The sequence below is a fragment of the Chitinophaga eiseniae genome, from assembly GCF_900167135.1.
Classification (GTDB): Bacteria; Bacteroidota; Bacteroidia; order Chitinophagales; family Chitinophagaceae; genus Chitinophaga; species Chitinophaga eiseniae.
This window is the reverse complement of the sequence record NZ_FUWZ01000001.1, coordinates 331,245-358,068: the sequence shown is the minus strand read 5'-3', so window position 1 is coordinate 358,068 and position 26,824 is coordinate 331,245. Positions and strand designations below refer to the sequence as shown.

Sequence of the window (26,824 nt, the reverse complement as noted above, 5' to 3'; positions counted from 1 at the left end):
TTTCAGACCTCAACCAGCTCTTTTTTTTATTCATTTCTCAAAAAAACCGCCTTTACAAACCATGAAATGTAATTTTTTGGTTAAAGTGAACAATTTATTTGCATTTACAACGAGGTTACCGTTCTTTTGTGTAAAATTATTACAGCATGCAATCGTTACGTTTCACCGCGCTGGAAGGATTAGCTGGCGTAGACTCCAATCTTCCCGAACACAACGGTAAAATCACCGAAGTATTTGGCAGCAATGTTTTTGCCGGAAGAATTGTAAGAGAATATCTGAGCGACGAGGCTTACAAAAGCCTGATGAACTCTATTAAAAATGGCACCAAGCTGGAACGCAAAATGGCGGAGCAAATCGCTTCCGGCATGAAAGCCTGGGCTATGAAAAAAGGTGTAACCCACTACACTCACTGGTTTCAGCCTTTAACCGGCACCACTGCCGAAAAACACGACTCGTTCTTCACCCTGAAAGGTGACGGATCTGCCCTGGAAACTTTCGACGGCGACGCCCTGGTACAACAGGAGCCTGACGCTTCCAGCTTCCCGAACGGCGGTCTGAGAGCTACTTTTGAAGCCCGTGGCTACACTGCCTGGGACCCTTCCTCTCCTGCTTTTATCCTGGAACAGGGTTATGGCAAAACACTCTGTATCCCTACGATATTTGTTTCTTACACCGGCGAATCACTCGACTATAAAGCTCCGCTGCTGAAAGCACTGGCTGCTATCGACAAAGCCGCTGTAGACGTATGTAACTATTTCGATAAGAACGTTACCAAAGTAACTCCTACCCTCGGTTGGGAACAGGAATACTTCCTGGTAGACGAAAATCTGGCAAACGCCCGTCCCGACCTGCTCATGACCGGCCGTACCGTGGTAGGCCACGCACCATCCAAAGGTCAGCAGCTGGAAGACCACTACTTCGGTTCCATCCCCGAGCGTATTTATGCTTACATGCGCGATTTCGAAGAAGAATCCTACAAACTGGGTATTCCTTTGAGAACACGCCACAACGAAGTTGCGCCTTCCCAGTTCGAATGCGCTCCTATCTTTGAAGAAGTGAACATCGCAGTGGACCACAACTCCCTGCTGATGGACATCATGAATAAAGTGGCCAAACGCCACAAACTGAAAGTGCTGCTGCACGAAAAACCATTCGCAGGCATCAACGGTTCCGGTAAACACAACAACTGGAGCATGGCCACCGATACCGGTGTAAACCTGCTGGCTCCGGGCAAAACCCCGAAAACCAACCTGATGTTCCTCACGTTCTTCGTGAACACCATCAAAGCCGTACACGATTACTCCGACCTGCTGAGAGCCGCTATCGCTTCTGCCAGCAACGACTTCCGGCTGGGTGCCAACGAAGCGCCTCCGGCTATCATCTCCGTATTCTCCGGTAAATACCTCTACGACGTACTGCAGGAAGTAAAATCCCGCGTAAGCAACAAGTTCGACGAACAAGACGAGGCCATCCTGAAACTGGACCTGCACCGTCATATTCCTGAACTGATGCTGGACAACACCGACCGTAACCGTACTTCTCCTTTTGCGTTCACCGGCAACAAGTTCGAGTTCCGCGCCGTAGGTTCTACCGCCAACTGCGCCTCCGCTATGACCGTTCTGAACACCATCGTGGCCAAAACCCTGACCGACTTTAAAGTGGAAGTGGACGGCCTGATCGAAAAAGGTGAGAAAAAAGAGATTGCCATCATGCAAACTCTTCGGAAATATATTGTAGATTCGGAAAAAATATTGTTCGAAGGCGACGGCTACAGCGAGGAATGGGAAAAAGAAGCTGAAAGAAGAGGGTTGCAGAACATCAAAACCACGCCAAAAGCGCTGGATGCGATGATCACCCCTAAAGCCGCCCAGCTGTATACCGAAACCGGTGTTTATACCGAAAAAGAATTACACGCCCGCCACGAGATCCTGCTGGAAGACTACGTGAAGAAAGTGCAGATCGAAGCCCGTGTAATCGGAGACCTGGCCACCAACACTATTTTACCCGCTGCGATCAGCTATCTCAACGACCTGATCAGCAATATCCGCGGACTGAAAGAAATTGGCATGGGTGAAGCTGCCTACAAAGCACAAACACAGATCGCTGCCAAAATTTCTGAACACATCAACGTGATCAGCGAAAATGTTCAGGCCATGATCGAGCAACGTAAAGTGACCAACAAGTTGACCGACAGCCGCCAGAAAGCGATCGAATACTGCGAAAAAATTAAACCGTACTTCGATATTATCCGCTACCACTCCGATAAACTGGAGTTCCTGGTAGATGATAAAAGATGGGCACTGCCTAAGTACAGAGAACTGCTTTTCTTGCGATAAAACCGTAAGATTGTTTTGGTGTATGATTAGCCCCGGATTTTTATCCGGGGCTTTGTTTTTCCGGTATTTCGGCGTATATTAAAATATATCCCTGACCGTTACCCCCACTGCCCCTTTTAACCTGTACACCTGCCACAGGAAAGTTTTTCCTCACCAAAATCAATATACCCATGAAACAACGCCCCTCAGCCCTGCTGTACTGCGCCTTCGTTGCCCTTCTCGTGCTGCCTGCCTGCCTCAAACACGGTCCCATTACAGGCCCGCCCGGACAATACCTGTTCAGGATTTCCCAAATCAATGATAGGAGCGCTTATCCCGACTCGTTCAAAGTCTACTACAACCGCAAGGGATATCCTACCAAACTCCTTCCCAGCGTGGTGTCTACCGGCAAGCCCATGTGGCTGTTCCGCTATGATGACCACCAACGGCTCATCGCCAGGATCGGCGCCTACGATACCGGTATACCGTCATTTGAAATGGCCTATCGTTACGTGCACGACCCCAAAGGCAACATCATCCGGGACTCCGTGTATGTTTTCGGCAGGTACGACACGACCGTTAACCCGGTCCGCATCGACGCCAAAGCCATACGTACCACTGCCTACAGCTATGATAACCGGGACCGGATAATCCGGACCGTCACCACTAACCTGACACCTGAATTTCCCCACTACCGCACTACCACCAACTACTATTACAACAACGACGGCAATGCCTGGAAAATTGAGAACATCTACCTGGATGTCTCTCTGCCCGACTCCCTTTGTGTCCCTCACTGCCCACGTCCTGACACCTCCGTTACCTACCCGGTGTATGGCAACAAGCCGGATTATCACAACCTGCATCCGGTATGGCAGTTCATCGACAGAAACTATAATAAAAACAACGCGTACAAAATAATCAGTTCCGATCCGTATGGCCTGCCGCGGGAAATTGCGCCCGCGCCGCCGCTGGAATACATGGAGGTACTGGGAATCTTCATGCCCCGTGCCGGTCTCCAATATGAATACCGGCCATAAAACAGAAAAGCTCCGGAGCCATCTCCGGAGCTTTTCCAATACAGTGCACTTTCTTATACCAGTTTGAAGGTTTCGGTGAACTTGGTCGTAAAGTTGCCTTTACGGAAGTCCTCATTGCGCATCAGTTGCTGGTGGAAAGGAATAGTTGTTTTAACGCCTTCAATCACAAATTCGCTCAGGGCGCGTTCCATGGTATTGATGGCTTCCTCGCGGGTTTGCGCCATGGTGATGATTTTAGCAACCATGGAGTCGTAATATGGAGGGATCACATAACCGGCATAAATGTGGGAGTCCACGCGTACGCCGTGGCCGCCCGGAATATGCAGGGTGGTGATTTTGCCCGGAGAAGGACGGAAATCGTTGTATGGATCTTCCGCATTGATACGGCACTCGATGGCGTGCATCTGTGGCGTATAGTTTTTACCGGAGATAGGAATACCTGCTGCGATCTTGATCTGTTCTTTTACCAGGTCAAAGTTGATCACTTCTTCCGTCACACCGTGTTCCACCTGGATACGGGTGTTCATTTCCATGAAATAGAAGTTGCGGTGTTTGTCTACCAGAAATTCGATGGTACCCACGCTTTCATAATTAATGGCGCTGGCAGCCTTGATGGCGGCTTCACCCATTTTTTCGCGCAGTTCCGGCGTCATGAAAGGAGAAGGAGATTCCTCCACCAGTTTTTGGTGACGACGTTGAATAGAGCAGTCCCTTTCAGACAGGTGGCATACTTTGCCATATTGGTCACCTGCAACCTGGATTTCAATGTGGCGGGGCTCTTCCACGAATTTCTCCATGTAGATACCGTCGTTATTGAAAGCAGCGCGGGCTTCATTTTTAGCCATGTTATAGGCGTTCTCCAGTTCGCTCTCGTCCCAAACCACACGCATCCCTTTACCACCGCCGCCGGCAGTAGCTTTCAGGATCACAGGGAGGCCCATTTGTTTAGCGAGGACTTTAGCTTCTTCAACGCTCTGGAGCAGGCCTTCAGATCCCGGGATAACCGGTACGCCGGCTGCGATCATGGTTTCTTTCGCAGTCATCTTGTCGCCCATTCTGCGGATCATTTCCGGAGTGGGGCCGATGAATTTGATACCATGTTCGCCGCAGATCTCCGCAAAACGCGCATTCTCCGCCAGGAAGCCGTAGCCCGGGTGGATAGCGTCTGCATTGGTGATCTCGGCAGCAGCCATGAGGTGAGGGATGTTCAGGTAAGATTCGCTGCTCTGTGGTTTACCAATACACACAGCTTCATCCGCAAACTTCACATGCAGGCTGTCTTTATCTGCAGTAGAATAAACTGCTACCGTTTTGATACCCATTTCCTTACAGGTACGGATAATCCGAAGGGCAATCTCGCCACGGTTGGCAATCAATATTTTTTTAAACATTGTTTTCCTTATAAGTGATTATAATAGCTAAGAGCAATTCAGCCACTAGTTCCCAGTAGTTAGCCTTTAACCCTGTAAAAAATCTGTCAGAGGCTAAAGGCTAACTGCTAAGCGCTAATGGCTGTTATTACGGTTCTACTAAAAACAAAGGTTGATCGTATTCTACCGGAGTGGCATCGTCAACGAGTACTTTGACGATCTTACCGCTTACTTCACTTTCGATTTCATTGAATAATTTCATCGCTTCAATGATGCATACCACCTTGCCGGCAGTTACTTCATCGCCTACATTGATGAAAGGAGCTTTATCAGGTCCTGCTGAACGGTAGAAGGTACCGATCATCGGAGATTTGATAGTGATCAGGTTATCTGCTTTAGGTGCAGATGGAGCGGCTGCTGGTGCTGCTGCTGCCTGTACCGGAGCGGCTGCCGGAGCTACAGCTGCTACCGTCTGGATCGGCGCTGCGGCCGCAGGAACAGCGATTACCTGCTGTACTTCGTTGTCTTTCTGTTTTATTGTAATCTTGAACTTGTCCTGCTCAATGCTCAGTTCACTGATATTTGATTTGTTGATCATTTTTACCAGTTCCTGAATCTGTTTAAAGTCCATGTAGACAGTTTTTGGTTTATAATTTATGAACGTATATGGTCCTTTACCGGACAACCGGGGCCGCCCAAAGGGCAGCCCGGCAGCCAATAAATAATTTCCTTGAATGAATTACCCCTTTACTCTTTCGATGTATTCGCCGGTTTTTGCATTCACACGGATCAGTTCGCCTTCTTCCACAAACAGCGGTACCATCACGGTTGCACCTGTTTCCACGGTAGCAGGTTTCAGGGTACGGGTGGCCGTATCACCTTTTACGCCCGGCTCAGAGTACGTTACCAGTACCACGATTTTGTCAGGCAGTTCCACCGCCATGTACTGTTCAGTTTCAGTGTTGATCTGAACACTTACTTCCTGGCCTTCTTTCAGGAACTGGGGAGCATCGATAGACTGTTCCGGCATGGCAATCTGTTCAAATGTTTCATTGTCCATGAAGTTGTAACCGGTGTCATCCTTATATAAGTACTGGAAAGCTTTCTTTTCGATACGAACCGGGAAAATGGTATCACCAGAGTTCCAGGTGTGCTCTATAGAACGGCTATTGTCAACGCCCTTCAATTTAGCCCAAACTTTTGCAGCTGCACGGGCGGTTTTGTTTTGACCAAACTCTACAACAGAATACAAACTGTTATCCAGCTTGATGATTAATCCTGTTCTGATATCTGCGGTGGTAGCCATAAATAGGTTACTGATTTTAAGTTAAAAATTTATACGGATTGCAAAAGTAGAAATTTTTGCATATGAACGAACAACAAATTCCTAAAATTAGGCAGATTCGTCTCTTTTCGACCCAATTTTCGTCTTTTTTCTCCAATAAATGACATTAAAGGGCTAAATTGAATTTTAAATCAAGCAAATCAACAGTAGTATGCGTCAGTTTTTATTATTTGTATTGTGTTGTGTACCAATGTTCCTGAAGGCTCAGAATACCCCTCCCTCCAAACCAGCGTACTTACAATATCCCATCATCCCCGCATTCCCGCTGACCCTGCCGGACGGCCATACCATTACCAAAAATGACCTCCGCAAGAACGAAAAAACCATGATTTTTGTTTTCAGCGTGGACTGTGACCACTGTAAACAGCTGACGGAAGATATGTTGAAAAACATCGAAAAGTTCAAGAATACACAGATCCTGATGGTAACACCCTTTAAAGTAGAGCAGATGAAGGAATACTATGACCATTATAATATCAAAAAATACCCCAACATCATAATGGCCAGCGAACCCACCCGCCAGATCATGTATTTCTATGATCTCCACTACTTCCCGGGACTTTATCTGTACGATAAAAAACAACAATTTATCAAAGGATTTGAAGGCACGGTTAAACTGGACTCACTGGTGCACTACCTGGGCTATACCCCTATAAAATGGAAATAGCACCGCGGCAGGATCTGATCCCGAATCATTACATTTGTTTATTATAATCATTCTTCACTTTTAAAGCTATCGACAAGATGAAAGTTACAGTAGTAGGAGCTGGGAATGTGGGCGCTACCTGCGCCAATGTGCTGGCCCATAGAGATTTTCTGCAGGAAGTGGTTTTATTGGATATTAAGGAAGGAACAGCTGAAGGCAAGGCGCTGGACACCTGGCAACAGGCCCCCATCGATTATTACAGCACTAAGGTGACCGGCGTTACCAACGATTACGCCAAAACCGCCAACAGCGATGTGGTAGTCATCACCTCCGGTCTCCCCCGTAAACCTGGTATGAGCCGCGATGACCTGATTTCCACCAACGCAAACATCGTTAAATCGGTTACTGAAAATATTACCAAACACTCTCCAAACGCTATTATCATCGTTGTCAGCAACCCGCTGGACGTGATGACCTACTGCGCTTACCTGACCGCCAAAAAAGACAGCAATAAAGTGTTCGGCATGGCCGGTATCCTTGATACTGCCCGCTACCGCGCTTTCCTGGCGGACGAAATCGGATGTTCCCCTAAAGATATTCAGGCCATCCTGATGGGCGGCCATGGCGATACCATGGTACCCCTCCCCCGCTACACCACTGTCAGCGGTATTCCGGTAACGGAACTGGTGGCCGCCGATAAACTCGACGCCATCATCCAACGCACCAAAGTAGGCGGCGGCGAAATCGTCAACCTCCTCGGCACTTCCGCCTGGTACGCTCCCGGCGCTGCAGCCGCCCAAATGGTGGAAGCCATCGTAAAAGATGAAAAACGTATCTTCCCCGTTTGTGCATGGCTCACCGGTCAATACGGCCTGAAAGATATCTACCTCGGCGTTCCCGTAGTACTGGGTAAAAACGGTATCGAAAAAATACTGGAACTGCAACTCAATGCCGACGAAAAAACACTGCTCAATACTTCCGCCCAACACGTGAAGGAAGTAATGGACGTCCTGGATAAAATGCAGTCTGCCACTGCGTAACCTGTATCCAAACTTTAAAACGGATTACAGCAACCGAAAAAATTTTCGCTGCTGTAATCCGCTGTTATTTGTAAAACAGCCTCACCTCCCGGGAAAAATACCTGCACCCGCCCCTTTGCTAATGTTAACCAGTGTTAAAAAAGATTCGTAATTTTGATCCAGAGCCTGCATAAACTGGTATAAATGAAATACTTCCAAAACAAATACGGGCACCATTTCGCTAACTCATAGCAACAGCGTATGTCAAATCTTGAAAAACTAATCACACAAAAAAATTTCGGAGATGAAAATCAGCGGGGACTTGTGAGCCTCATCTTCGTGGGCAACTGGATCACCTCCCGTCATCAGCAGTTTTTCAAACGTTACGACATTACCATGCAGCAGTACAACATACTGCGCATCCTCCGCGGACAACACCCCAAAGCCGCCAGCATCAACGTATTGAAAGACCGCATGCTGGACAAAATGAGCGATGTGTCACGTCTCGTGGAAAGACTGCGGAAAGCGGACCTCGTGGAACGTAAAAGCTGTGAACTGGACAGAAGAGCGGTAGACGTAAAAATCACCGCCAAAGGCCTGGAACTGCTCAGTGCCATTGACGCGGAAATCGGTCAACTGAATGACACCTTCAAAGCACTGAACGAAAAAGAACTCAGTCAGCTCAATAAGCTGCTGGACAAAATGCTGGAAGCCTACCACTAAATTTCTTCCAGGTAATTCAGGTCCTTACCAAAAGTCTCTTCAATCTTCCAGGCCGCTATCATCGCTATGCCGATGCATATCACGGCTACGATAGCGCCACTCTGCAGAAAAGAAAATGAATGCTGTACCTGCACAAACAACAGGGATATCAGCGGTAACATGCCCCGCGCAAAGTTGGGTACTGTCGTGGCCACCGTAGCCCGCAGGTTGGTGCCAAAACTCTCTGCGGCAATGGTGACAAAAATAGCCCAGAAGCCTACACTGAAGCCAAGGATAAAACAAACCGTATAAAACACCCAGGTGGCCGCGCCGAACATATTCAGGTATACCGCCACCATGGCGCCTGTCAGCACCAGGAACACCAACATCACCTTACGCCGGCTTTTCCATAGCTGGCTGAGCACACCGGAAGCAAAGTCGCCTACCGTGATCCCCGCATAACAGAAAGCTACCGCGTCGCCGGGATTGATGTCCCCGGCCACGTTCATCTCCTTTGCAAACTTGTTGGAGAAAACAATCAGGATTCCTACCACAAACCAGGTCGGCGTTCCTAACAAAATACATTTCAAATACTTAAGAAACCGCTCCCGGCTGGTAAACAACGCAAAAAAGCTGCCCCTGGCCGCAGCAGAAGTACGCACGGCATTGAACATATGCGATTCCATCACACTCACCCGCAATATCAGCAAACACAGTCCCAGACCGCCTCCTATAAAATAACAGATCCGCCAGTCACCCACCAGTTTCGCGATCAGATTGGCCGCTATAGCGCCCGAAACACCTACAGTAGCCACTATCATAGTGCCATACCCCCTTTTTTCTTTAGACAGGATCTCCGATACCAGGGTGATGCCGGCCCCCAACTCTCCCGCCAGTCCGAACCCGGCTACAAAACGCCACAGGATATATCCGTTGATACCGTGTACAAACCCATTCGCGATATTGGCCACAGAGTAAATAAGAATGGAACCGAACAACACACTCAGACGCCCTTTTTTATCGCCGATAATCCCCCAGACAATGCCGCCAATCAGCAGGCCCAGCATCTGAACGTTGATCAGCAGCAAACCCGCGCCCGCATCAATTTCGCTCTGCGGCAAGCCCAGATCTTTCAGGCTGGGAACACGTACAATCGTAAAGAGAAGCAGATCATAGATGTCTACAAAATAACCCAGTGATGCAACGATCACGGCTACGTTAAAGATAGAAGCGGGGCGGCTATCAGTTTTCATGTGGACTTTTGGTTGATAAAAGGAATAACGGTAAAATAAAAAATGGGCTATTAAATAGCCCATTTTCAAAAAAATATTACAAAGTTGTATCTGTTGTGTTGGTCACTTCCGGATGATCATGGTCCGGATGATGTTTCGCTTTTCCGAAAACTATTTTGAGGATCACCGGTAAGGTAGTGATCAGGATGATAACGAGAATGATCAGCTCGAGGTGATTTTTCAGGTTGGGGAAAAGCTTGTCCAGGTAGTGACCGGCCAGCATCATGGAAAACACCCAGGCAAAGGAACCGATGATATTAAACAGCATGAATTTCTTTCTGTCCATCTGCACCATGCCTGCCACGATAGGAGCGAAGGTGCGGATAATGGGGAGGAAACGGGCCAGTAAGATGGCACCGCCGCCGTATTTTACGAAGAAATCATGTGCCTGGTGTAAGTGTTTCTTTTTAAAGAAGAAGGTATCTTTCTTTTTAAACAACAGGGGACCGGATTTTTTACCGAACCAAAAACCCACCATATTGCCCAGCACACCGGCCAGCGCTATCAGCAGCATCACGAAAAAAAACGGCATATCAAAGAAACTCCGGCAGAGATCTTCACTGTAAATACCTGCTACGAAGAGCAGGGAATCGCCGGGGAGAAAAAAGCCAATAAATAAACCGGTCTCCGCAAAAATAATCGCCAGTAACAGGTACAGGCCACCGTGTTCAATAATCCACGAGGGATTAATGAGGTGCTTAAAAAACTCTAAAATCTGGTCCATGCTAAGTAAATTCTGTTCAGAATCGGTAAAATAAGAATAAAACTGTTATCTATTTGTTAACTAACATTCCGTCACTATCGCCAGGGCCCAGTTTATTCTCCCATTTGGATACCACTGCAGTGGCCATTGCGTTACCAATTACGTTGGTGGCAGAGCGGCCCATGTCCAGCAGGTGGTCTACTCCCAGCAGCAGTAACAGGCCTGCTTCGGGGATATGGAACATGGACAGGGTACCGGCAATCACCACCAGGGACGCCCTTGGTACGCCTGCAATGCCTTTACTGGTGATCATTAACACCAGCAGCATGGTGATCTGTTGGTCCATACTGAGGTGCATGCCATAAGCCTGTGCAATAAACAGGCTGGCAAATGTCATATACATCATGGAGCCGTCCAGGTTAAAGGAATAACCCAGGGGTAATACAAAACTTACGATGCGGTTATCGCAGCCGAAGCGCTCCAGTTCCGCCATGGTACGCGGATACGCCGCTTCACTGCTGGCGGTGCCGAAAGCCAGCAGCAACGGGTCTTTGATACCGCCCAGCAAACGGAACACGCGCTTGCCGAGGATCAGCCATCCTACCAATGCCAGTACCAGCCATAAGCTAAACAGGCCCAGATAAAACTGAACGATAAATTTGCCATATACCAGTAGCACGGAAAGCCCTTTGGTAGCGATAATGGCGGCCATGGCGCCGAATACTGCGAAAGGCGCAAAGTTCATGACAAAGCCGGTCACCTTCAGCATGATATGCGCTACGCTGTCCATCAGTTTTACGACAGGCTGCGCTTTTTCTCCGATGGCGGCCGCGGCCACCCCGAAGAAAATCGCGAATATCACGATCTGCAGAATTTCATTTTTAGCCATCGCTTCTATCACACTGTCGGGCACCACGTGATGGAAAAAGCCTCTCAGCGTCATATCGGCCTTGGCAATGCCGGTACTGGCATGCGAATCAGGCAGCGGCAGGTTGAGAGACAAGCCGGGCTTCATAATATTCACGAGCACCAGGCCAAGGAACAATGATACAAAGGTTGCACTGATAAACCACAGCATAGTTTTGCCGCCAACGCGGCCCACTGCCTTGATATCACCCATTTTGGCCACGCCTACCACGAGGGTGGAAAATACCAATGGAGCGATAATCATTTTCACCAATCGCAGGAATATATCGGTGAGGATAGAAATACGGTCAGCAAACACCTCAGGGGTGCCTGGCGTAGCCGCAGCCGCTCCGGTTTTCAACATGTCTTCAGCAGGAGTATAAGCCAGCCAAACTGCATAACCAGTACTGATGCCTACCAACATGGCAATAAAAATGAACAGCGTAAGCTTATTTGATGATTTCTTCATGCAACGCCAGGATTTTTTCTTCTTTAAAAAATTTAATAATTGTTGTAACCGGAAAATTTCCCAAAAATAAGGTTCTGCCGGTACAAATAAGCGTTTCAGGCTAAAATAAAAGTATCCGTTCTAGATTTTAGATATTATATTTGACGGATCGACATACAACACAACAGAACTAAACTACCTTAAAACATCAACCACAACTTTTCTTTTGTATGGGTCTTCTATTTTCCAGAACCAAGTCTTTACATCAGCTCATGAATGAGGCGAGCGAGTCAGAGAAAGGACTGAAAAGATCTTTATCCGCAACGAATCTTGTTGCCCTGGGTATTGGCGCTATCATCGGCGCAGGTCTGTTTTCCCTGACTGGTCTGGCAGCAGCCAACAATGCCGGCCCCGCCGTTACTATCTCCTTCCTCGTAGGCGCTATCGGTTGCGCTTTCGCAGGTTTATGCTATGCCGAATTTGCCTCCATGATCCCTATCGCCGGAAGTGCTTACACCTACTCCTACGCTACCATGGGTGAATTCATGGCCTGGATCATCGGATGGGACCTCGTGCTGGAATATGCACTGGGTGCAGCTACCGTGGCCATCAGCTGGTCGCAGTACCTCGTAAAATTCCTGCATCATTTCAACATACACCTGCCGGCACAGCTAACGGCTTCGCCTTTTGAAACCGTTACCCTGGTGGATGGCACTACCGTACACGGCTACATGAACTTTCCCGCTATCCTGATCGTAGGTGCGCTGTCCATGCTGCTGATCCGCGGTACCCGGGAATCCGCCTTCACCAACGCCCTGCTGGTAGCGCTGAAAGTAACCGTTGTACTGGTATTTATTGCAGTTGGCTGGAACCATGTGGACCCCGCCAACTATACGCCTTATGTTCCTGAAAATGAAGGCTTCGGCCACTTCGGTATCTCCGGCGTATTGCGCGGCGCCGCTGTGGTGTTCTTCGCTTTCATCGGCTTTGACGCGGTGTCTACCGCCGCGCAGGAAGCCAAAAGGCCGCAGAAAGACATGCCTATCGGTATCCTGGGCTCTCTCGTTATCTGTACGATATTGTACGTACTGTTTGCCCACGTGATGACCGGCCTGGCCAACTATAAAGAATTTAAAGACAGCGCCGCACCGGTAGCGATCGCCATTGCGAAAACACCCTACGGCTGGCTGCAACAGGCCATCATCCTCGCTATCCTGGCCGGCTATACTTCCGTGATCCTGGTAATGCTCATGGGCCAGTCCCGCGTGTTCTACTCCATGTCGAAGGACGGCCTGCTGCCGAAAGCTTTCTCCGACGTACATCCTAAATACCGCACGCCGTATAAATCCAACCTGCTGTTCATGGTGTTTGTATCCTTGTTCTCCGCTTTCGTACCGGTACATGTAGTGGGTGAAATGGTGAGCATCGGTACGCTCTTCGCATTTGTGCTGGTTTGTATTGGTATCATCATCATGCGCAAAAAACAACCGGATGCGCCCAGACCTTTCAAAACACCGCTGGTGCCTTTCGTTCCGATCATGGGTATCATCATCTGCGTGGTAATGATGGGCGCACTGCCCTGGGACACCTGGTTACGACTGGCTATCTGGATGGGCCTCGGTTTCGTGATTTACTTTACCTACAGCAAGAAAAACAGTAAGATCGGGCAAAGCGAAAAATAGTCCCCTGCTGACAACCGTGATCCCGTCGTCACTGAAACATATTCACAGCAACCGCCCGGTCATCTTTCCGGGCGGTTTTCTGTTTAAAAGGGCGCTGTTTTCGCCGAAAGTTCTCTAAATTTGCATTTTTATTAGCCTTTTGAGGTGTATTCACCTCCAATTGTTATCATTCACAAATAATTAATTTATAACCCATTATGGGAAGGATATTTGAAGTAAGAAAGTCAACCATGTTTGCCCGCTGGGACAGGATGGCCAAAGCATTCACAAGAGTCGGCAAAGAAATCGCTATCGCAGTTAAAAATGGTGGTCCTGACCCCGACAATAACCCTGCACTGCGCCGCTGCATATTGAACGCCAAAAGCGCCAACATGCCCAAAGATCGTGTGGAAGCGGCTATCAAACGTGCCATGGGTAAAGACAAGACTGATTACGAAGAAGTGGTATACGAAGGTTACGCCCCTCACGGCGTAGCGGTCATGATCGATACTGCTACTGATAATACCACCCGTACCGTGGCCAACCTGCGCATGCATTTCACCAAAGGCGGCGGCAGCCTCGGCAACAGTGGTTCTGTAGGTTTCCTGTTCAACCGTGTAGGTGAATTCAAAGTGAAAAACGCCGGTCAGGACCTCGAAGAGCTGGAACTGGAACTGATCGACTTCGGTCTGGAAGAAATCGGGGAAGACAGCGAAGGTAACATCATTATCCGCGCGGCTTTCAGCGAGTTTGGCAATATGGCCAAAGCGCTGGAGGACAAAGGACTGGAAGTGATCAGCTCCGAGCTGAAACGCATTCCTACCACCACTGTGGAACTAAGTGAAGAGCAGGCCAAAGAAGTACTGGAGCTGGTAGACCGCCTGGAACAGGACGACGACGTTCAACAGGTGTTTTACAATCTGAAATAATGGTTATTTCCATACAAAGGAAACGTCCCGGCAAACACCGGGACGTTTTTGTTTTAGGTTTAAAAAACAATCAGGCCTCAGGCCTTTTCAATAATGTGGGTGCGGTCCATCTCATTGATGACCAGCATCAGGCCTTTCCCGTGAAAGGTCTCTATCCGGATAGAGGGGTCCATGGCAATATGCCGGCGTAAACGACTCAGGTAAACGTCCATTACCCTTTGTGCCAGGTAACCGTCCGCTCCCCAGACACTTGCCAGGATATGCTCCCGTTTCAATTTTTTGTTAGCGTTTTCACACAGATAGCGCAGTAATTCCGCCTCTTTGGGAGCAATCCGTACGTGATTCTCCGCCTCGTTATCCTTATGCCGCAGCTGAAGCTGGGAATAGTCAAAAACAAGGTTACCTACCGTATAGACAATCCGCTTCTCACTCCGAAGCAGACGGCTGCGTTTAATGTACACTTTAATACGGCTGATCAGTTCGTCCGTATTAAAAGGCTTTACCAGGTAATCATCCGCCCCGATATCAAATCCCTGCAATCTGTCCTGTTCCATGTAGCGGGAAGAAGTGAATACGATGGGGATGTTAAAATCCGTAGCCCGTATTTCTCCTGCCAGTGTAAAACCGTCTTTTCTGGGCATCACCACGTCCAGTATGCATAAATCAAAAATTGTTTCCTGGAATTTCTCCCAACCGGCCTGTCCGTCAGCAGCATGCGTTACTTCAAAATTGGCGCGCTCCAGCTGCCGCTTGAGCACTTTGGCAAAAAATTCATCGTCCTCTACCAATAGAATACGTGATTTCATATTTCGGTTGAATTTTGAAGGTGACTTCTGAATGTAGCGACTTCCCCCTTCATAAAAACGCAGTCGACCGCGGAAGGTACCGACCCGTTTTTATATATTTTAATTCTATAAGGGTAAAATATACGTTTTCAAAATTATACTAAAACCGATGGCCATTCTGTTCAAGTTACGGGAGTTGTTCAATGTATTCATTCGTCAGACAAAAAATAATAGTTATTTATAAGAGGATTACTTAAATATACAAACACATGATAAAAATGTCAAAATAATATTTTATTGTATTTTATTGATATTATTTTGACACTGTCCGTGCAAATATTGCTGAACATTCTCTATGGCCACGCGCATCAGCCGGCCGCGTGCCGCCTGCGTTGCCCATGCGATGTGCGGCGTAATAATGGTCCGGGGCGCCTGTACCAGCGGATTATCTGCCGCCGGCGGCTCTGATGAAAGCACATCCAGCCCCGCTCCTGCTATCACGCCGTTCTTTAAAGCCTCAGCCAGGTCCGCTTCGTGGATCAGCGGACCCCGGCTGGTATTGATCAGGAAAGCCGTTTTTTTCATGGTCTTTAGCAGGACAGCGTTCACAAACTCCCGGTTGTCCTGGTTCAGCGGGCAATGCAGTGATACAATGTCCGCCTCCCGGAAACAGGTGGCCTGGTCCACAAAAGTTACGCCTTCCATTTTGTCCCTTTCAGGATGTTTATGGGAAACGATCACCTTCATTCCGAAGGCCAGTGCGATCCTGGCTGCGGCCTGCCCTATCTGGCCAAACCCCACAATGCCCAGCGTACGGCCGTCCAACTCGGTCAGTGGTGTTTTCCAGTAGCTGAAATCCACGCTGGAAGCCCATTCGCCTGCCCTTACACTCTCTGCGTGCAAACCGGTATGATGACACAATTCCAATATTAATGCAAAGGTAAGCTGCGCCACTGAAGCAGTACTGTAAGCGGGAACGTTTGTTACCGGTATTTTCCGGGCCGTAGCGGCCGGGATATCTACCACGTTATACCCTGTAGCCATTACCCCGATATACTCCAGGGATGGCAGGTTATTGATCGTTTCCGCGCTGACAATAGCCTTGTTGGTCAGCAGTATATGTGCATCCTTCGCCCGCTCCGCCACCTGGTGTGCCGGCGTGCGGTCGTAGATGGTTACCTTTCCCAAAGCCTGCAGCGGCGCCCAGTCCAGGTCACCGGGATTTAAAGCATAGCCGTCCAGTACAACGATGTTTTTCATATATTTCTGTTTGTACGTTAAATATACATGATGAATTAAATAATTATTAACTCGGGGCGTCTTTCTTCTGCACTTTAAAAAAATGCCACACCTTTGCTGCGCCATAATAACAGCAAAACTAAGCTTGCAATAACTGCTTGACTACATTCAACACAGAAGCCACCGCATATGCAGATTGGATGCATGTACGGTGGCTTCGCCTATTATGTGCAAGTCTATTCGCTATTCTTCCATCATCTCTATAACCATTTTCACCACATCTTCCGCGTTGGGTTTGGAGAAGTAATCGCCATCAGAGCCATAAGCCGGACGATGCGCCTGGGCGCTCAGCGTGCGCGGCGCCACATCCAGCCAGCGATAGCCGCCCTGCTGTTCCATCACCTGCTGGAACATAAAAGCAGAGCCGCCACCCGGTACGTCTTCATCGATGAAGGCGATGCGGTTCGTTTTCTTCAGCGACTCCACAATGCTGTGATGAATATCGAAAGGCAATAATGTCTGTACGTCTATCAGTTCACAGGAAATCCCCAGTTCTTCGAGCGTCACCATCGCCTCTTCCACGATACGCGTCATAGAACCATAGGTCACCAGCGTTACATCGGCGCCTTCCTTCAGCACTTCCGGTACGCCCATCGGCACGGTGAAGGTGCCGAGGTTGGAAGGCAGCTTTTCCTTCAGGCGGTAGCCGTTCAGCGATTCGATCACCAGCGCAGGTTCATTGGCCTGCAGCAGCGTATTGTACATACCGGCTGCCTGCACCATGTTGCGCGGCACGCATACGTTCATGCCCCTGAGAGCGTGAATGATCATGCCCATCGGGGAACCGCTGTGCCAGATGCCCTCCAGGCGGTGGCCACGGGTACGCACGATGATCGGGCAATGTTGTATGCCCTTGGTGCGGTATTGCAGCGAAGCCACGTCGTCGCTCAGTGGCTGCAGACCATACAACACGTAATCAAGATACTGGATCTCCGCGATAGGACGCAGTCCGCGCAGCGCCATACCGATACCCTGCCCCATGATCGTCAATTCACGTATACCCGTATCCGTTATACGCAGCGGACCATGTTTCTGTTGCAATCCGGCAAAGGCCTGGTTTACGTCGCCGATTTTACCTACGTCTTCTCCGAAAGCAAATACTTTCGGGTTGTTGGTGATCAGCTGATCGAAATATTTATTCAGCACCTCATATCCGTTGAGCGTAGTGGCGTCATCGTTATATTCCACCGGCACTACCGGTACGTTGTGCACTGAGTTGGCACCTACGGCGTGCAGGAGGGAACTGTAGTTTTCTTTTTCAGCCTGCAGGTACTGATCGTAGTACTGCTGCAATGTCTGTATGGCATGTTCCCCTTTCAGTTGCCGGTGTCTTAACAGGATCGTGGCAGCGGTTTTCAGAATATCCCTGCGTTGTGGTTCCCGGTTAGCCTGCAGCTCGCGTAGCTGTTGGGCCACCAGTTCCGCGTTGGCGCCGGCCACTGTTGAAACCGGTGTTGCCAATGCAATAAACTGTTGTACTTCTTCTTTAATGGGCGTGATATATTTTTCCCATGCAGCCTTACGTGCGTTCTGGGCGGTGGTTTTGGCATCCGCTTCGATCTTCACCAGTGTTTCCTCATCACACAGGGCATTCTCCATGATCCAGGAGCGCATTTTCAGGTTGCAGTCAAATTCTTTTTCCCAGGACAGGCGTTCCTTGCTTTTGTAGCGTTCGTGGGAGCCGCTGGTAGAGTGGCCCTGGGGCTGCGTTATTTCTTCCACATGGAATAAGGCAGGAATATGTGTTTCCCGTATTTTGCGGATAGCCGCCTCAAATACTTCGCACATACCGGCGTAATCCCATCCTTTCACGTTATAGATGTCAAAGCCGTTGGTGCCGTCCGTTTTGCGGAAGCCTTCCAGTGCGGCGCTGATGGAGTTTTTAGTTGTCTGGTATTTACGCGGCACGGAGATACCATAACCATCGTCCCAAACGAAAACAGCGAGTGGTACCTGCAGTACGCCCGCAGCATTCATAGTTTCCCAGAAATGACCTTCTGACGTAGAGGCGTCGCCGATAGTAGCGAAACAAATTTCGTTACCGTTATCAGAGAGGTGTTTGAGATCGTGCAGCGCTTCCACTTCGCGGAACATTTTGGAGGCGTATGCCAGTCCTACCGCACGGGGCATCTGTCCGGCCGTAGGCGCCATGTCCGCCGCGGAGTTCTTCATCTCCATAAGGTTGAGCCAGTTACCGTCCTTATCAAGGTTGGGGGTCGCAAAATGTGAGTTCATCTGGCGGCCGCCGGAGAAGGGATCATGTTGCTGATCGGGATCCGCATATAATTGGGAAAAATATTGTTCGGGAGTAGCGATCCCAGTGGCAAATGCAACAGTCTGGTCGCGATAATAACCGGAGCGGAAGTCGCCGGGCTTAAAATATTTTGACATCGCCACCTGCGCCACTTCTTTACCATCCCCGAAGATGCCAAACTTAGCCTTGCCCGTGAGAACTTCCCTGCGGGCCAGCAGACTCACTTCCCTGCTTTCGCAGGCCAGCCTGTAGTCATTTAATACCTCCTTGCGGAATTCTTCGAATGACAACCGGCTTTCTATATTCATAGATAGTGCTTTATTTTCTATCATGCCTCTTGGTTAAAGTACAAAAGTAAGGTTAATTATACAGTTGAAAAATGGCTCACCGGACCGCATTTAAAATAATCTGATTTTTTTTAATAAGATTTTAATAAATTACAAGGTAACAATTACTTTTTGGCCGTAAATTTGTTCACGGTCGGAAAAGAATTTATATTTTTTAACCAGTCGCGCTAAAACCATCATATGAAAATGAAAAAATTCATCTTGTCCCTATTCGCCAGCTTGTTGATTACTACAGCTTTGTGGGCACAGTCTCAGCCTAATCCGGCAGACACGAAAGTAAAATTTGCAAAGGAAACTGTTGATTTCGGCAAAACAGCCCTGAACAAACCGGTAACTGTTGATTTCGAATTCACCAACATTTCCAAGGAACCAGTTTTGATTGAAGCAGCACGTGCCAGCTGTGGTTGCACAACGCCGAAGTGGACACAGGAGCCTATCCTTCCTGGTAAAAAAGGTAAAATCACTGCCAACTACAGTGCTAACGGTTTAGGCCAGCAGAACAAAACCATCTGGGTGAAGTTCAAAGGCGTGGATCAGGACAAAGAACTGCACCTGACCGGCACCGTAGCCAACAACTAGTTCTGGTTAAGAGAAAATATTTAAAAACCTTACAGCAGCGCGCTGTAAGGTTTTTTTGTTGCCCTGCCTAACCCCTATCTTTGCAGGGCAAAAAGATCAAAACAATTTTATGCCTACCATTAGCCAGAGAGGCGTGCAGATGCCGTCTTCTCCCATCAGAAAACTTGTTCCCTTCGCCGAAGCAGCCAAGAAAAGAGGTGTGAAGGTATATCACCTGAACATCGGACAGCCCGATATCGAAACCCCGAAACCGGTGCTGGACGCGGTGCGTCATTCCGACTTCAAGATCCTGGAATACAGCCACAGCGCGGGCAACGAAAGTTACCGCCGCAAACTGGTGGAATACTACGGACGTTTCAATGTATCCCTGAACCACCAGCAGATCATTGTGACCACCGGTGGCTCCGAAGCCATTGTGTTCGCCTTTATGGCCTGTCTCGATCCGGGTGACGAAGTGATTGTGCCGGAGCCGTTTTACGCCAACTATAATGGTTTTGCTGTAGAAGCCGAAGTGAAGATCAAGACGATTACCGCTAATATTGAAACCGGTTTTGCGCTACCGGCCATGGAAGCGTTTGAAGCAGCCATTACGCCGCGCACCAGGGCCATTCTGATCTGTAACCCGAACAACCCTACCGGTTACCTGTACAGCAAAGAAGAGATGGAAGTGCTGAAACAGCTGTGCCTGAAGCATAATCTGTTCCTGTTCTCCGACGAGGCTTACCGGGAGTTCTGTTATGCCGGCGCCCATTTCTCCGCGATGAACCTGGAAGGCATGGATGACAACGTGATTTTGATGGACACGATCTCTAAGCGTTACAGCGCCTGTGGCGGTCGTATCGGTGCTTTTGTGACCAAAAACCAGGTGGTGCTGGACGCAGCCATGAAGTTTGCGCAGGCCCGTCTGAGCCCTCCTTCTTTCGCGCAGATCGCCGGTGAAGCAGCCGTGGACCTGCCGCTGGATTATTTTGACGGTATCAAGGCAGAGTACCAGAGCCGCCGCGATGTGCTGGTGGAAGGCCTGAACAAGATCCCGGGTGTTTTCTGCCCGAATCCCGGTGGCGCCTTTTATGCCATGGCGAGCCTGCCGATCGATGATTCCGACAAGTTCTGCCAGTGGATGCTGGAGTCTTTTGAATACGAAAAACAAACGGTGATGATGTCTCCGGCAACTGGTTTCTATGCAACTCCCGGTCTGGGCAAGCAGGAAGTGCGGTTGGCCTATGTGCTAAATCGTGACGACATTCGTCATGCAATAGTTTGCCTGGAAAAAGCGCTGGAAGTGTATCCGGGCCGTACACGTCAATAATAATAAAAGGAGACAGGAGGTGAACGGGGAAAGGATCTATGCAAAAAACACATTATATAAAATTATATGTTTGTTTTTAACACCGATTTCATCATTTTTTAACGCTCACCTCTTGTATTTTTAATATTTTCTTTTGTATATTTGAGTCAGAAACGGCAACAAAGCGAATAATACAACAAAAATAAAAATATTTACATATACGATAGATTGCAAAATCTAAACTTGTTTAAGAAAAATTTAACCTGGAGAATTTCAGCAAATGTTTTTTTGAAGCGAACTTTGAATCCACATTACAGAAAGAGAATTATCAGCAATCTGTAAAAAGTATAAAGCTTACTAAAACGTTTTAGCAAAATATCGTATTTTTGTATCAGTTTTTCATAACGTGGAATTTATAAAGGCAAACGGCTCTGATCACAGAGCCGTATTTTTTTGTCCTTATATACCGGTTTTCAGCCGGAAACTGCCGAAAATCCCCCTTTTAGCCAGGTTTGCTAAAATTTTCACCTGCCCGATTTAACATTACACACCTTTTTTTTATAATATTGTTATGTAATAAAACGGCGGAAAAGCTAATGCCTAGTTGCATAGTATTTTCGTTTGTTTTCATAACGTGGAATTTTAAAATGCAACGGTCCCGATTCCTCGGGACCGTCTTCATTATATTCCGTCTTATAAACCAGTGTTATTTTTTGTTTGCCCTGATCATTTCAAAGAAATCATCGAACAGGTAGCGGGAGTCGAACGGACCAGGCGTGCTTTCCGGGTGGTATTGCACGGAGAAAGCCGGTTTGTTTTTGATACGGATACCTTCTACGGTATTATCGTTCAGGTTGATGTGCGTTACTTCCACCTGCTCGCTGGCGGCGATGGCAGCAGCGTCTACGGCGAAACCGTGGTTCTGGGTGGTAATTTCGCACAGACCGGTTTTCAGGTTTTTCACCGGGTGGTTCAGACCGCGGTGACCGTGGTGCATTTTGTAGGTGGGGATGCCGTTGGCCAGGGCCAGCAGCTGATGGCCCAGACAGATGCCGAACATCGGTCTTTCCACGGCGAGGATCTGTTTTACGGTATCTACCGCGTATTTCAGCGGCGCCGGATCGCCGGGACCATTGGAGATAAAGTAAGCGTGTGGTTTAAACTCCTCGCATACTTCAAATTTGGTGTCGGTCGGGAATACCTTCAGGTAGGCTCCTTTATCGGAGAGGCATTTCAGCATGTTTCTTTTCACGCCGTTGTCCATCACCGCGATGCGGATTTCCGCCTCCGGATCGCCGATGTAGTAAGGCTCGGCGGTGGTCACTTCCTGGCAGAGGGCCAGCCCTTCCATGGAAGGTACCTTTGCCAGCTGCGCTTTCAACTGTTCCACGTCCAGGATTTCGGAGGAGATGATGCAGTTCATAGCGCCTTTGCTACGGATATGAGACACCAGTGCGCGGGTATCCACATCATAGATGGCGACCAGGTTATTATCGGTCAGGAACTTTTCCAGCGATTCGTCGGCCATCTTTCTGGAATAGTTGTACGCGATATTTTTCGCAATCAGACCACTTATCTTCACACTGCTGCTTTCCACGTCTTCCTTGCGGGTGCCGTAGTTGCCGATATAGCAGTTGTTCATGATAAGTACCTGTCCTTTGTAAGAAGGGTCTGTAAACACTTCCTGGTAACCCGTCATACCGGTATTGAAAGCCAATTCACCGGCGGCAGTGCCAATTTTCCCAAAAGCTTTTCCCTGAAAAACCGTACCGTCGTCGAGCAACAGTATGGCAGGCTGGATGGTTCTTGTCTGAGGCATTTCTGGTATCTGTTCTTGTTTTATATTTTAAAAAAAACCTTCAAGGGTTAGTACGCCCTGAAGGTTCGGATAAAAAACCGTGCAAAGTTATGAAATGCAAGGTTTAATTACAGATTTTTTTTGCTTTTGCCCCGTTTATTTAATTTTTACTGATTTTAGTACGCGCTGTGCTACCTGTGGACCGATGGGGTCGTCATCCCGGTAATGGATCCTGATCTCCCAGCGGTTAGCCCCTTTTACGACCACCAGGTGCTGAAAGGCGAGCCGGATACCGCCCTGGTAAAGGTAATTGCCTTCTTCCAGCTGCCCCTGTATGCCGGAAACGAGCACAGGGACCGTTTGGGCATGGATATCGGACAGGTCCTCCTGTTCCATCGTATGGCGACTGTCCTCTTTGGCATTATCGAGGGTATTGGCCACATTTTCGAAATAGCTGTACATATTCACTGTGATGCGGATACCGCCTCCCTCCTCGTTCCGGTAGCTTTTGGCGTATTCGGTAACCTGGGCGGTCTCCCTGTCCATAGGCTGATCGTGTATCCATAACTTTACCGGAGTGCTGATTTCCAGGGCCTGCCGGCCAATGGTGGCTGTTTGCCAGCTGCTGTAGAGGTATGACTTCGGCACTTTGGCGTACAGCAGTGTAAATACAGCCCTTTTGCCGAACAGGGTGCCCGCAGTGGCCAGCAGCGCCACCACCAGGGTGAAGAATATAATGACTTTGCCTTTGTTGGCTGGTTGCAGTTGTCTTTTTACCCAGCTGACGGTACGACCGGGCTTTTTTTCTTTTATGGAGATGCCTACCGTTTGCTGGTATTCCGGGAAGGAGCCCATGGGATGGAGTTTACGCCAGTCGGAGAAAGTGTTGGGCAGTTTTTTACCACATTGGTCACAAAAGGTGAGGTATTCTGATTTCAGGGGATTAGCATGCGAGCAGCTCCCGCAAAGCAGGTATTTCATAGGCAATGATTAGGTGTTGGTTACTCCCTTGCGGGAAACGTACCATAATATTACAAAATAAATATATTTAAATAGTCATAAAAAAAGGACAAAGCGGGGCTTTGTCCTTTTTTGTTGTATCGTAAAGTACGATTACTCAGCTGATTTTTCTTCAGTAGCAGTAGTGTCAGCAGCTTTTTCTGCGGCGGGAGCAGCAGCGTCAGCTTTCTTTTTAGCACCACCGGCACGACGGGTTTTCTTAGCAGCAGCTTTTTCTGTCGGAGCGCCGTAGATTTCGTTGAAATCAACCAGCTCGATCAGGGCAACTTCTGCGTTATCCCCATGACGTTTACCCAGCTTAATGATACGGGTGTAACCACCAGGACGGGTAGCTATTTTTTCGCTGATCGTACCGAACAGTTCTTTGATAGCTTCTTTATCCTGCAGGTAGCTGAACACGATTCTACGGTTGTGGGTAGAGTCGTTTTTGCCTCTTGTGAGCAGTGGTTCAACGTAAACACGCAGTGCTTTCGCTTTTGCGAGGGTGGTGGTGATACGTTTGTGGCTGATCAGTTCGCAAGCCAGGTTAGACATCAGGCTTTTGCGGTGGGCAGCAGTTCTGCTTAATTTGTTTAATTTAACTCCGTGACGCATGACATTTGTTGTTTTACCCCTTACACCGTGTCAGGAATTGTAAGGTACTTTTATAAAAGGATTTACGATTTGGGGATTTTTTGATTCATGATTTTGTTTGATTTTCGCCAAATTTCAAAATCGCAAATCAAAAAATCCCCAATAATTTTATTCTTCTTCGAGTTTCAGTTTGGACAGGTCCATACCGAAGTGCAGGCCTCTTTCGCCGAGCACTTGTTCGATTTCGCTGAGGGACTTCTGGCCGAAGTTTCTGAACTTCATCAGTTCTTCCTGTTCGTATTGTACCAGTTCGCTCAGGGAGTTGATTTTCGCTGCTTTCAGACAGTTGAAGGCACGCACGCTCAGATCGAGGTCTTCGAGTGGTGTTTTCAGGATCTTGCGCAGTTGCAGTGTTTGTTCGTCCACTACATCTTCTTTTTCAGTGTCTTTGGTATCAAAGCTGATGTTTTCATCGGTGATGATCATCAGGTGCTGAATGAGGATGCGGGAAGCTTGTTTTACTGCTTCTTCCGGGTGGATGGTACCGTCTGTGACAACCTCCATGATGAGTTTTTCATAGTCGGTTTTTTGTTCCACACGGGTATTTTCTATGCTGTACTTTACGTTTTTGATGGGCGTAAAGATAGAGTCAATAGCGATGTAGCCGAATACTGCATCTTTGGGTTTGTTTTCCTCTGCTGGTACGTAACCGCGGCCTTTACCGATGGTCAGTTCGATATCCAGTTTGGCAGAAGGGTCCAGGGTGCAGATCAGCAGTTCCGGGTTCATGATCTGGAAAGCGCTGGTGGCTTTTTCGATCATGTCTGCACGGAATTCTGTTTTGCCTTTGATGGACAGGGTGATCTTTTCGTTCGTTACGTCGTTTTCAGCGATCTTTTTGAAACGAACCTGTTTCAGGTTCAGGATGATCTCTGTAACGTCTTCGGTAACACCTCTGAGTGTAGCGAATTCGTGATCGGCGCCTTCAATTTTTATACCCACAATGGCATAGCCCTCCAAAGAAGACAACAGTACGCGACGCAACGCATTACCGATAGTCACAGCATAACCTGGTTCTAATGGACGGAATTCGAATTGAGCTTCAAAGTCGGTAGACTTCTGCAATACGATCTTATCAGGTTTCTGGAAATTTAAAATTGCCATTGATATGATAGATTTAATTAGTTTAAATATGAAGTTAGTCCATGGCGATTGCCATGGACTAATATTTATTACTTAGAGTACAATTCTACAATCAGTTGTTCCTTGATGTTTTCAGGAACGCTCTCTCTCTCAGGATAAGCAATGAATACGCCTTTCATTTCTTTTTCGTTCCAATCCAGCCAGCTGAATTTAGGATTTTTACCACGGATAACGCTGGTCAGAGCGGTATTGTTGGCAGTTTTGTTTTTCAGGCTGATAACATCGCCTGGTTTCAGTTGGAAGGAAGGAGTGTTTACCACGATACCGTTAACGGTGATGTGTTTGTGGGACACCAGCTGACGGGCAGCAGGGCGGGAAGGAGCGATACCCAGACGGAACACAGTGTTGTCCAGACGAGCTTCCAGCAGTTTAATCAATACTTCACCGGCAACACCCTTTCTGCGGGTAGCTTCGTCAAACAGGTTACGGAATTGTTTTTCCAGCAGGCCATAAGTATATTTGGCTTTCTGTTTTTCTCTCAGCTGCAGTGCGTATTCGCCCAGTTGTTTACGTTTGCGGTTAGCACCGTGCTGACCCGGAGGGTTACTGTTTTTACCTAAGTATTTACCATTACCTAAGATAGGTTCGCCAAAAATTCTGGAAATTTTGGTCTTTGGGCCTGTGTACCTTGCCATGATTTAAATATAAGTTAGATTTTTTAGTTAATGATGTATGCTCTTCAAAAAATCTGAAAACCTGATCATACACCCAATTATAAATATAAATTACAAAGTCCAGATACCCAACTTCTGCGGAAGTCCGGTATCTGGAATCTGTTATGATAGCTGACTATACTCTTCTTTTCTTGGGAGGACGGCAACCGTTGTGCGGTAAAGGCGTAACGTCTTTAATCATGCTCACTTCGATACCGGAGTTAGCGATAGCACGGATAGCGCTCTCACGACCTGCTCCTGGGCCTTTTACAAATACATCTGCTCTTTTCAGACCGGCGTCCATAGCAACTTTAGCAGCATCCTGCGCAGCCAGCTGAGCGGCGTACGGAGTGTTCTTTTTAGAACCTCTGAAGCCCATTTTACCAGCAGAAGACCAGGAGATAACCTGACCGTGTTTGTTGGTGATGCTCACAATGATGTTATTGAAGCTGGCGGAGATGTGTACGTCTCCGTAGTTGTCTACTTTTACTACCCTTTTTTTACTAGCAGCAGTTTTTGTATTATTTGCTTTTGCCATAATGATTTAAATTCCAAATATGAAATTCCAGATCCCAAATCTTCCGATCCTGTTGACATCGAAACCAAACCCCTCGTTTGGGAATTTGGGATTCCAACCTGGGATTATTTA

General features: G+C 48.1%; 24 protein-coding genes. 9 read left to right on the top strand and 15 right to left on the bottom strand.

Annotated elements, in window-relative coordinates:
- Positions 1-146: 146 nt before the first annotated feature.
- Together B5D63_RS01530 and B5D63_RS01525 are read left to right on the top strand one after the other, a co-directional pair.
- Positions 147-2,336: a glutamine synthetase III family protein gene (locus tag B5D63_RS01530; protein WP_078667019.1), complete on the top strand. Its 2,190-nt coding sequence runs from the start codon at positions 147-149 to the stop codon at positions 2,334-2,336.
- A gap of 170 nt (positions 2,337-2,506) precedes the next feature.
- Positions 2,507-3,355, top strand: coding sequence for a hypothetical protein (locus B5D63_RS01525; RefSeq protein ID WP_078667018.1), 849 nt, complete (start codon positions 2,507-2,509; stop codon positions 3,353-3,355).
- Positions 3,356-3,408: 53 nt separating this feature from the next.
- On the opposite strand, the gene accC is transcribed toward B5D63_RS01525, so the two are convergent.
- From accC to efp, 3 genes are all read right to left on the bottom strand, one after another.
- The gene (accC, locus tag B5D63_RS01520) at positions 3,409-4,746 is read right to left on the bottom strand and encodes an acetyl-CoA carboxylase biotin carboxylase subunit (RefSeq protein WP_078667017.1); all 1,338 of its coding nucleotides are present in this window, start codon (positions 4,744-4,746) and stop codon (positions 3,409-3,411) included.
- A 127-nt stretch (positions 4,747-4,873) separates the two neighbouring features.
- Positions 4,874-5,356: an acetyl-CoA carboxylase biotin carboxyl carrier protein gene (accB, locus tag B5D63_RS01515; protein ID WP_078667016.1), complete on the bottom strand. Its 483-nt coding sequence runs from the start codon at positions 5,354-5,356 to the stop codon at positions 4,874-4,876.
- Between the two features lie 108 nt (positions 5,357-5,464).
- Entirely contained in the window at positions 5,465-6,031 is a 567-nt protein-coding gene (gene efp, locus B5D63_RS01510; RefSeq protein WP_078667015.1) for an elongation factor P, read from the bottom strand.
- 190 nt (positions 6,032-6,221) lie between these two features.
- Between efp and B5D63_RS01505 the strand changes: the two genes are divergently transcribed.
- From B5D63_RS01505 to B5D63_RS01495, 3 genes are all read left to right on the top strand, one after another.
- Positions 6,222-6,737 carry a peroxiredoxin family protein gene (locus B5D63_RS01505; RefSeq protein ID WP_078667014.1) on the top strand — a complete coding sequence of 172 codons (516 nt, stop codon included), beginning with the start codon at positions 6,222-6,224 and terminating at the stop codon, positions 6,735-6,737.
- A gap of 77 nt (positions 6,738-6,814) precedes the next feature.
- Positions 6,815-7,756: a malate dehydrogenase gene (gene mdh / locus B5D63_RS01500; RefSeq protein ID WP_078667013.1), complete on the top strand. Its 942-nt coding sequence runs from the start codon at positions 6,815-6,817 to the stop codon at positions 7,754-7,756.
- Between the two features lie 240 nt (positions 7,757-7,996).
- Positions 7,997-8,458, top strand: a complete 462-nt coding sequence (locus B5D63_RS01495; RefSeq protein WP_078667012.1) for a MarR family winged helix-turn-helix transcriptional regulator — start codon at positions 7,997-7,999, stop codon at positions 8,456-8,458.
- Here B5D63_RS01495 and B5D63_RS01490 read toward each other — a convergent pair.
- From B5D63_RS01490 to B5D63_RS01480, 3 genes are all read right to left on the bottom strand, one after another.
- The gene (locus tag B5D63_RS01490; protein ID WP_078667011.1) at positions 8,455-9,690 is read right to left on the bottom strand and encodes an MFS transporter; all 1,236 of its coding nucleotides are present in this window, start codon (positions 9,688-9,690) and stop codon (positions 8,455-8,457) included. The two genes, B5D63_RS01495 and B5D63_RS01490, sit on opposite strands and share 4 nt — an antisense overlap.
- A 76-nt stretch (positions 9,691-9,766) precedes the next feature.
- Positions 9,767-10,453: a DedA family protein gene (locus tag B5D63_RS01485; protein WP_078667010.1), complete on the bottom strand. Its 687-nt coding sequence runs from the start codon at positions 10,451-10,453 to the stop codon at positions 9,767-9,769.
- A 49-nt stretch (positions 10,454-10,502) separates the two neighbouring features.
- Positions 10,503-11,807: a dicarboxylate/amino acid:cation symporter gene (locus B5D63_RS01480; protein WP_078667009.1), complete on the bottom strand. Its 1,305-nt coding sequence runs from the start codon at positions 11,805-11,807 to the stop codon at positions 10,503-10,505.
- 251 nt (positions 11,808-12,058) lie between these two features.
- Between B5D63_RS01480 and B5D63_RS01475 the strand changes: the two genes are divergently transcribed.
- Both B5D63_RS01475 and B5D63_RS01470 read left to right on the top strand, forming a co-directional pair.
- Positions 12,059-13,468: an amino acid permease gene (locus B5D63_RS01475; RefSeq protein ID WP_200816889.1), complete on the top strand. Its 1,410-nt coding sequence runs from the start codon at positions 12,059-12,061 to the stop codon at positions 13,466-13,468.
- Between the two features lie 197 nt (positions 13,469-13,665).
- Positions 13,666-14,376 (top strand): YebC/PmpR family DNA-binding transcriptional regulator, encoded by a 711-nt coding sequence (locus B5D63_RS01470; protein ID WP_078667007.1) that lies wholly within the window; start codon positions 13,666-13,668, stop codon positions 14,374-14,376.
- Positions 14,377-14,453: 77 nt separating this feature from the next.
- Here the strand turns inward: B5D63_RS01470 and B5D63_RS01465 are convergent, their stop codons facing one another.
- From B5D63_RS01465 to B5D63_RS01455, 3 genes are all read right to left on the bottom strand, one after another.
- Positions 14,454-15,182 (bottom strand): response regulator transcription factor, encoded by a 729-nt coding sequence (locus B5D63_RS01465; protein ID WP_078667006.1) that lies wholly within the window; start codon positions 15,180-15,182, stop codon positions 14,454-14,456.
- Positions 15,183-15,455: 273 nt separating this feature from the next.
- The gene (locus tag B5D63_RS01460) at positions 15,456-16,421 is read right to left on the bottom strand and encodes a D-2-hydroxyacid dehydrogenase (protein WP_078667005.1); all 966 of its coding nucleotides are present in this window, start codon (positions 16,419-16,421) and stop codon (positions 15,456-15,458) included.
- 222 nt (positions 16,422-16,643) lie between these two features.
- Positions 16,644-19,022: an alpha-ketoacid dehydrogenase subunit alpha/beta gene (locus B5D63_RS01455; protein ID WP_235021436.1), complete on the bottom strand. Its 2,379-nt coding sequence runs from the start codon at positions 19,020-19,022 to the stop codon at positions 16,644-16,646.
- Positions 19,023-19,247: 225 nt separating this feature from the next.
- Between B5D63_RS01455 and B5D63_RS01450 the strand changes: the two genes are divergently transcribed.
- Both B5D63_RS01450 and B5D63_RS01445 read left to right on the top strand, forming a co-directional pair.
- Positions 19,248-19,640 (top strand): DUF1573 domain-containing protein, encoded by a 393-nt coding sequence (locus tag B5D63_RS01450; protein ID WP_078668493.1) that lies wholly within the window; start codon positions 19,248-19,250, stop codon positions 19,638-19,640.
- Positions 19,641-19,749: 109 nt separating this feature from the next.
- Positions 19,750-20,949: a pyridoxal phosphate-dependent aminotransferase gene (locus B5D63_RS01445; protein ID WP_078667003.1), complete on the top strand. Its 1,200-nt coding sequence runs from the start codon at positions 19,750-19,752 to the stop codon at positions 20,947-20,949.
- 685 nt (positions 20,950-21,634) lie between these two features.
- Here B5D63_RS01445 and carA read toward each other — a convergent pair.
- The 6 genes from carA to rpsK all read right to left on the bottom strand — a co-directional run bounded on the left by carA (position 21,635) and on the right by rpsK (position 26,713).
- Positions 21,635-22,747, bottom strand: coding sequence for a glutamine-hydrolyzing carbamoyl-phosphate synthase small subunit (gene carA / locus B5D63_RS01440; protein ID WP_078667002.1), 1,113 nt, complete (start codon positions 22,745-22,747; stop codon positions 21,635-21,637).
- Positions 22,748-22,882: 135 nt separating this feature from the next.
- Positions 22,883-23,707, bottom strand: coding sequence for a hypothetical protein (locus tag B5D63_RS01435; protein ID WP_078667001.1), 825 nt, complete (start codon positions 23,705-23,707; stop codon positions 22,883-22,885).
- A 132-nt stretch (positions 23,708-23,839) separates the two neighbouring features.
- Positions 23,840-24,340: a 50S ribosomal protein L17 gene (gene rplQ, locus B5D63_RS01430; protein ID WP_078667000.1), complete on the bottom strand. Its 501-nt coding sequence runs from the start codon at positions 24,338-24,340 to the stop codon at positions 23,840-23,842.
- A 147-nt stretch (positions 24,341-24,487) separates the two neighbouring features.
- Positions 24,488-25,483 (bottom strand): DNA-directed RNA polymerase subunit alpha, encoded by a 996-nt coding sequence (locus B5D63_RS01425; RefSeq protein WP_078666999.1) that lies wholly within the window; start codon positions 25,481-25,483, stop codon positions 24,488-24,490.
- Between the two features lie 68 nt (positions 25,484-25,551).
- Positions 25,552-26,157, bottom strand: a complete 606-nt coding sequence (rpsD, locus tag B5D63_RS01420) for a 30S ribosomal protein S4 (protein ID WP_078666998.1) — start codon at positions 26,155-26,157, stop codon at positions 25,552-25,554.
- Between the two features lie 154 nt (positions 26,158-26,311).
- A complete protein-coding gene (gene rpsK / locus B5D63_RS01415) occupies positions 26,312-26,713 on the bottom strand; it encodes a 30S ribosomal protein S11 (RefSeq protein WP_078666997.1) in 402 nt (133 codons plus the stop codon).
- Between the last annotated feature and the right edge of the window lie 111 nt (positions 26,714-26,824).

Excerpts from the sequence above, each read along its gene's own strand:
- B5D63_RS01530 (WP_078667019.1), top strand. The coding sequence starts at position 147 with ATGCAATCGTTACGTTTCACCGCGCTGGAAGGATTAGCTGGCGTAGAC.
- B5D63_RS01525 (WP_078667018.1), top strand. The coding sequence starts at position 2,507 with ATGAAACAACGCCCCTCAGCCCTGCTGTACTGCGCCTTCGTTGCCCTT.
- accC (WP_078667017.1), bottom strand. The coding sequence starts at position 4,746 with ATGTTTAAAAAAATATTGATTGCCAACCGTGGCGAGATTGCCCTTCGG.
- accB (WP_078667016.1), bottom strand. The coding sequence starts at position 5,356 with ATGGACTTTAAACAGATTCAGGAACTGGTAAAAATGATCAACAAATCA.
- efp (WP_078667015.1), bottom strand. The coding sequence starts at position 6,031 with ATGGCTACCACCGCAGATATCAGAACAGGATTAATCATCAAGCTGGAT.
- B5D63_RS01505 (WP_078667014.1), top strand. The coding sequence starts at position 6,222 with ATGCGTCAGTTTTTATTATTTGTATTGTGTTGTGTACCAATGTTCCTG.
- mdh (WP_078667013.1), top strand. The coding sequence starts at position 6,815 with ATGAAAGTTACAGTAGTAGGAGCTGGGAATGTGGGCGCTACCTGCGCC.
- B5D63_RS01495 (WP_078667012.1), top strand. The coding sequence starts at position 7,997 with ATGTCAAATCTTGAAAAACTAATCACACAAAAAAATTTCGGAGATGAA.
- B5D63_RS01490 (WP_078667011.1), bottom strand. The coding sequence starts at position 9,690 with ATGAAAACTGATAGCCGCCCCGCTTCTATCTTTAACGTAGCCGTGATC.
- B5D63_RS01485 (WP_078667010.1), bottom strand. The coding sequence starts at position 10,453 with ATGGACCAGATTTTAGAGTTTTTTAAGCACCTCATTAATCCCTCGTGG.
- B5D63_RS01480 (WP_078667009.1), bottom strand. The coding sequence starts at position 11,807 with ATGAAGAAATCATCAAATAAGCTTACGCTGTTCATTTTTATTGCCATG.
- B5D63_RS01475 (WP_200816889.1), top strand. The coding sequence starts at position 12,059 with ATGAATGAGGCGAGCGAGTCAGAGAAAGGACTGAAAAGATCTTTATCC.
- B5D63_RS01470 (WP_078667007.1), top strand. The coding sequence starts at position 13,666 with ATGGGAAGGATATTTGAAGTAAGAAAGTCAACCATGTTTGCCCGCTGG.
- B5D63_RS01465 (WP_078667006.1), bottom strand. The coding sequence starts at position 15,182 with ATGAAATCACGTATTCTATTGGTAGAGGACGATGAATTTTTTGCCAAA.
- B5D63_RS01460 (WP_078667005.1), bottom strand. The coding sequence starts at position 16,421 with ATGAAAAACATCGTTGTACTGGACGGCTATGCTTTAAATCCCGGTGAC.
- B5D63_RS01455 (WP_235021436.1), bottom strand. The coding sequence starts at position 19,022 with ATGAATATAGAAAGCCGGTTGTCATTCGAAGAATTCCGCAAGGAGGTA.
- B5D63_RS01450 (WP_078668493.1), top strand. The coding sequence starts at position 19,248 with ATGAAAAAATTCATCTTGTCCCTATTCGCCAGCTTGTTGATTACTACA.
- B5D63_RS01445 (WP_078667003.1), top strand. The coding sequence starts at position 19,750 with ATGCCTACCATTAGCCAGAGAGGCGTGCAGATGCCGTCTTCTCCCATC.
- carA (WP_078667002.1), bottom strand. The coding sequence starts at position 22,747 with ATGCCTCAGACAAGAACCATCCAGCCTGCCATACTGTTGCTCGACGAC.
- B5D63_RS01435 (WP_078667001.1), bottom strand. The coding sequence starts at position 23,707 with ATGAAATACCTGCTTTGCGGGAGCTGCTCGCATGCTAATCCCCTGAAA.
- rplQ (WP_078667000.1), bottom strand. The coding sequence starts at position 24,340 with ATGCGTCACGGAGTTAAATTAAACAAATTAAGCAGAACTGCTGCCCAC.
- B5D63_RS01425 (WP_078666999.1), bottom strand. The coding sequence starts at position 25,483 with ATGGCAATTTTAAATTTCCAGAAACCTGATAAGATCGTATTGCAGAAG.
- rpsD (WP_078666998.1), bottom strand. The coding sequence starts at position 26,157 with ATGGCAAGGTACACAGGCCCAAAGACCAAAATTTCCAGAATTTTTGGC.
- rpsK (WP_078666997.1), bottom strand. The coding sequence starts at position 26,713 with ATGGCAAAAGCAAATAATACAAAAACTGCTGCTAGTAAAAAAAGGGTA.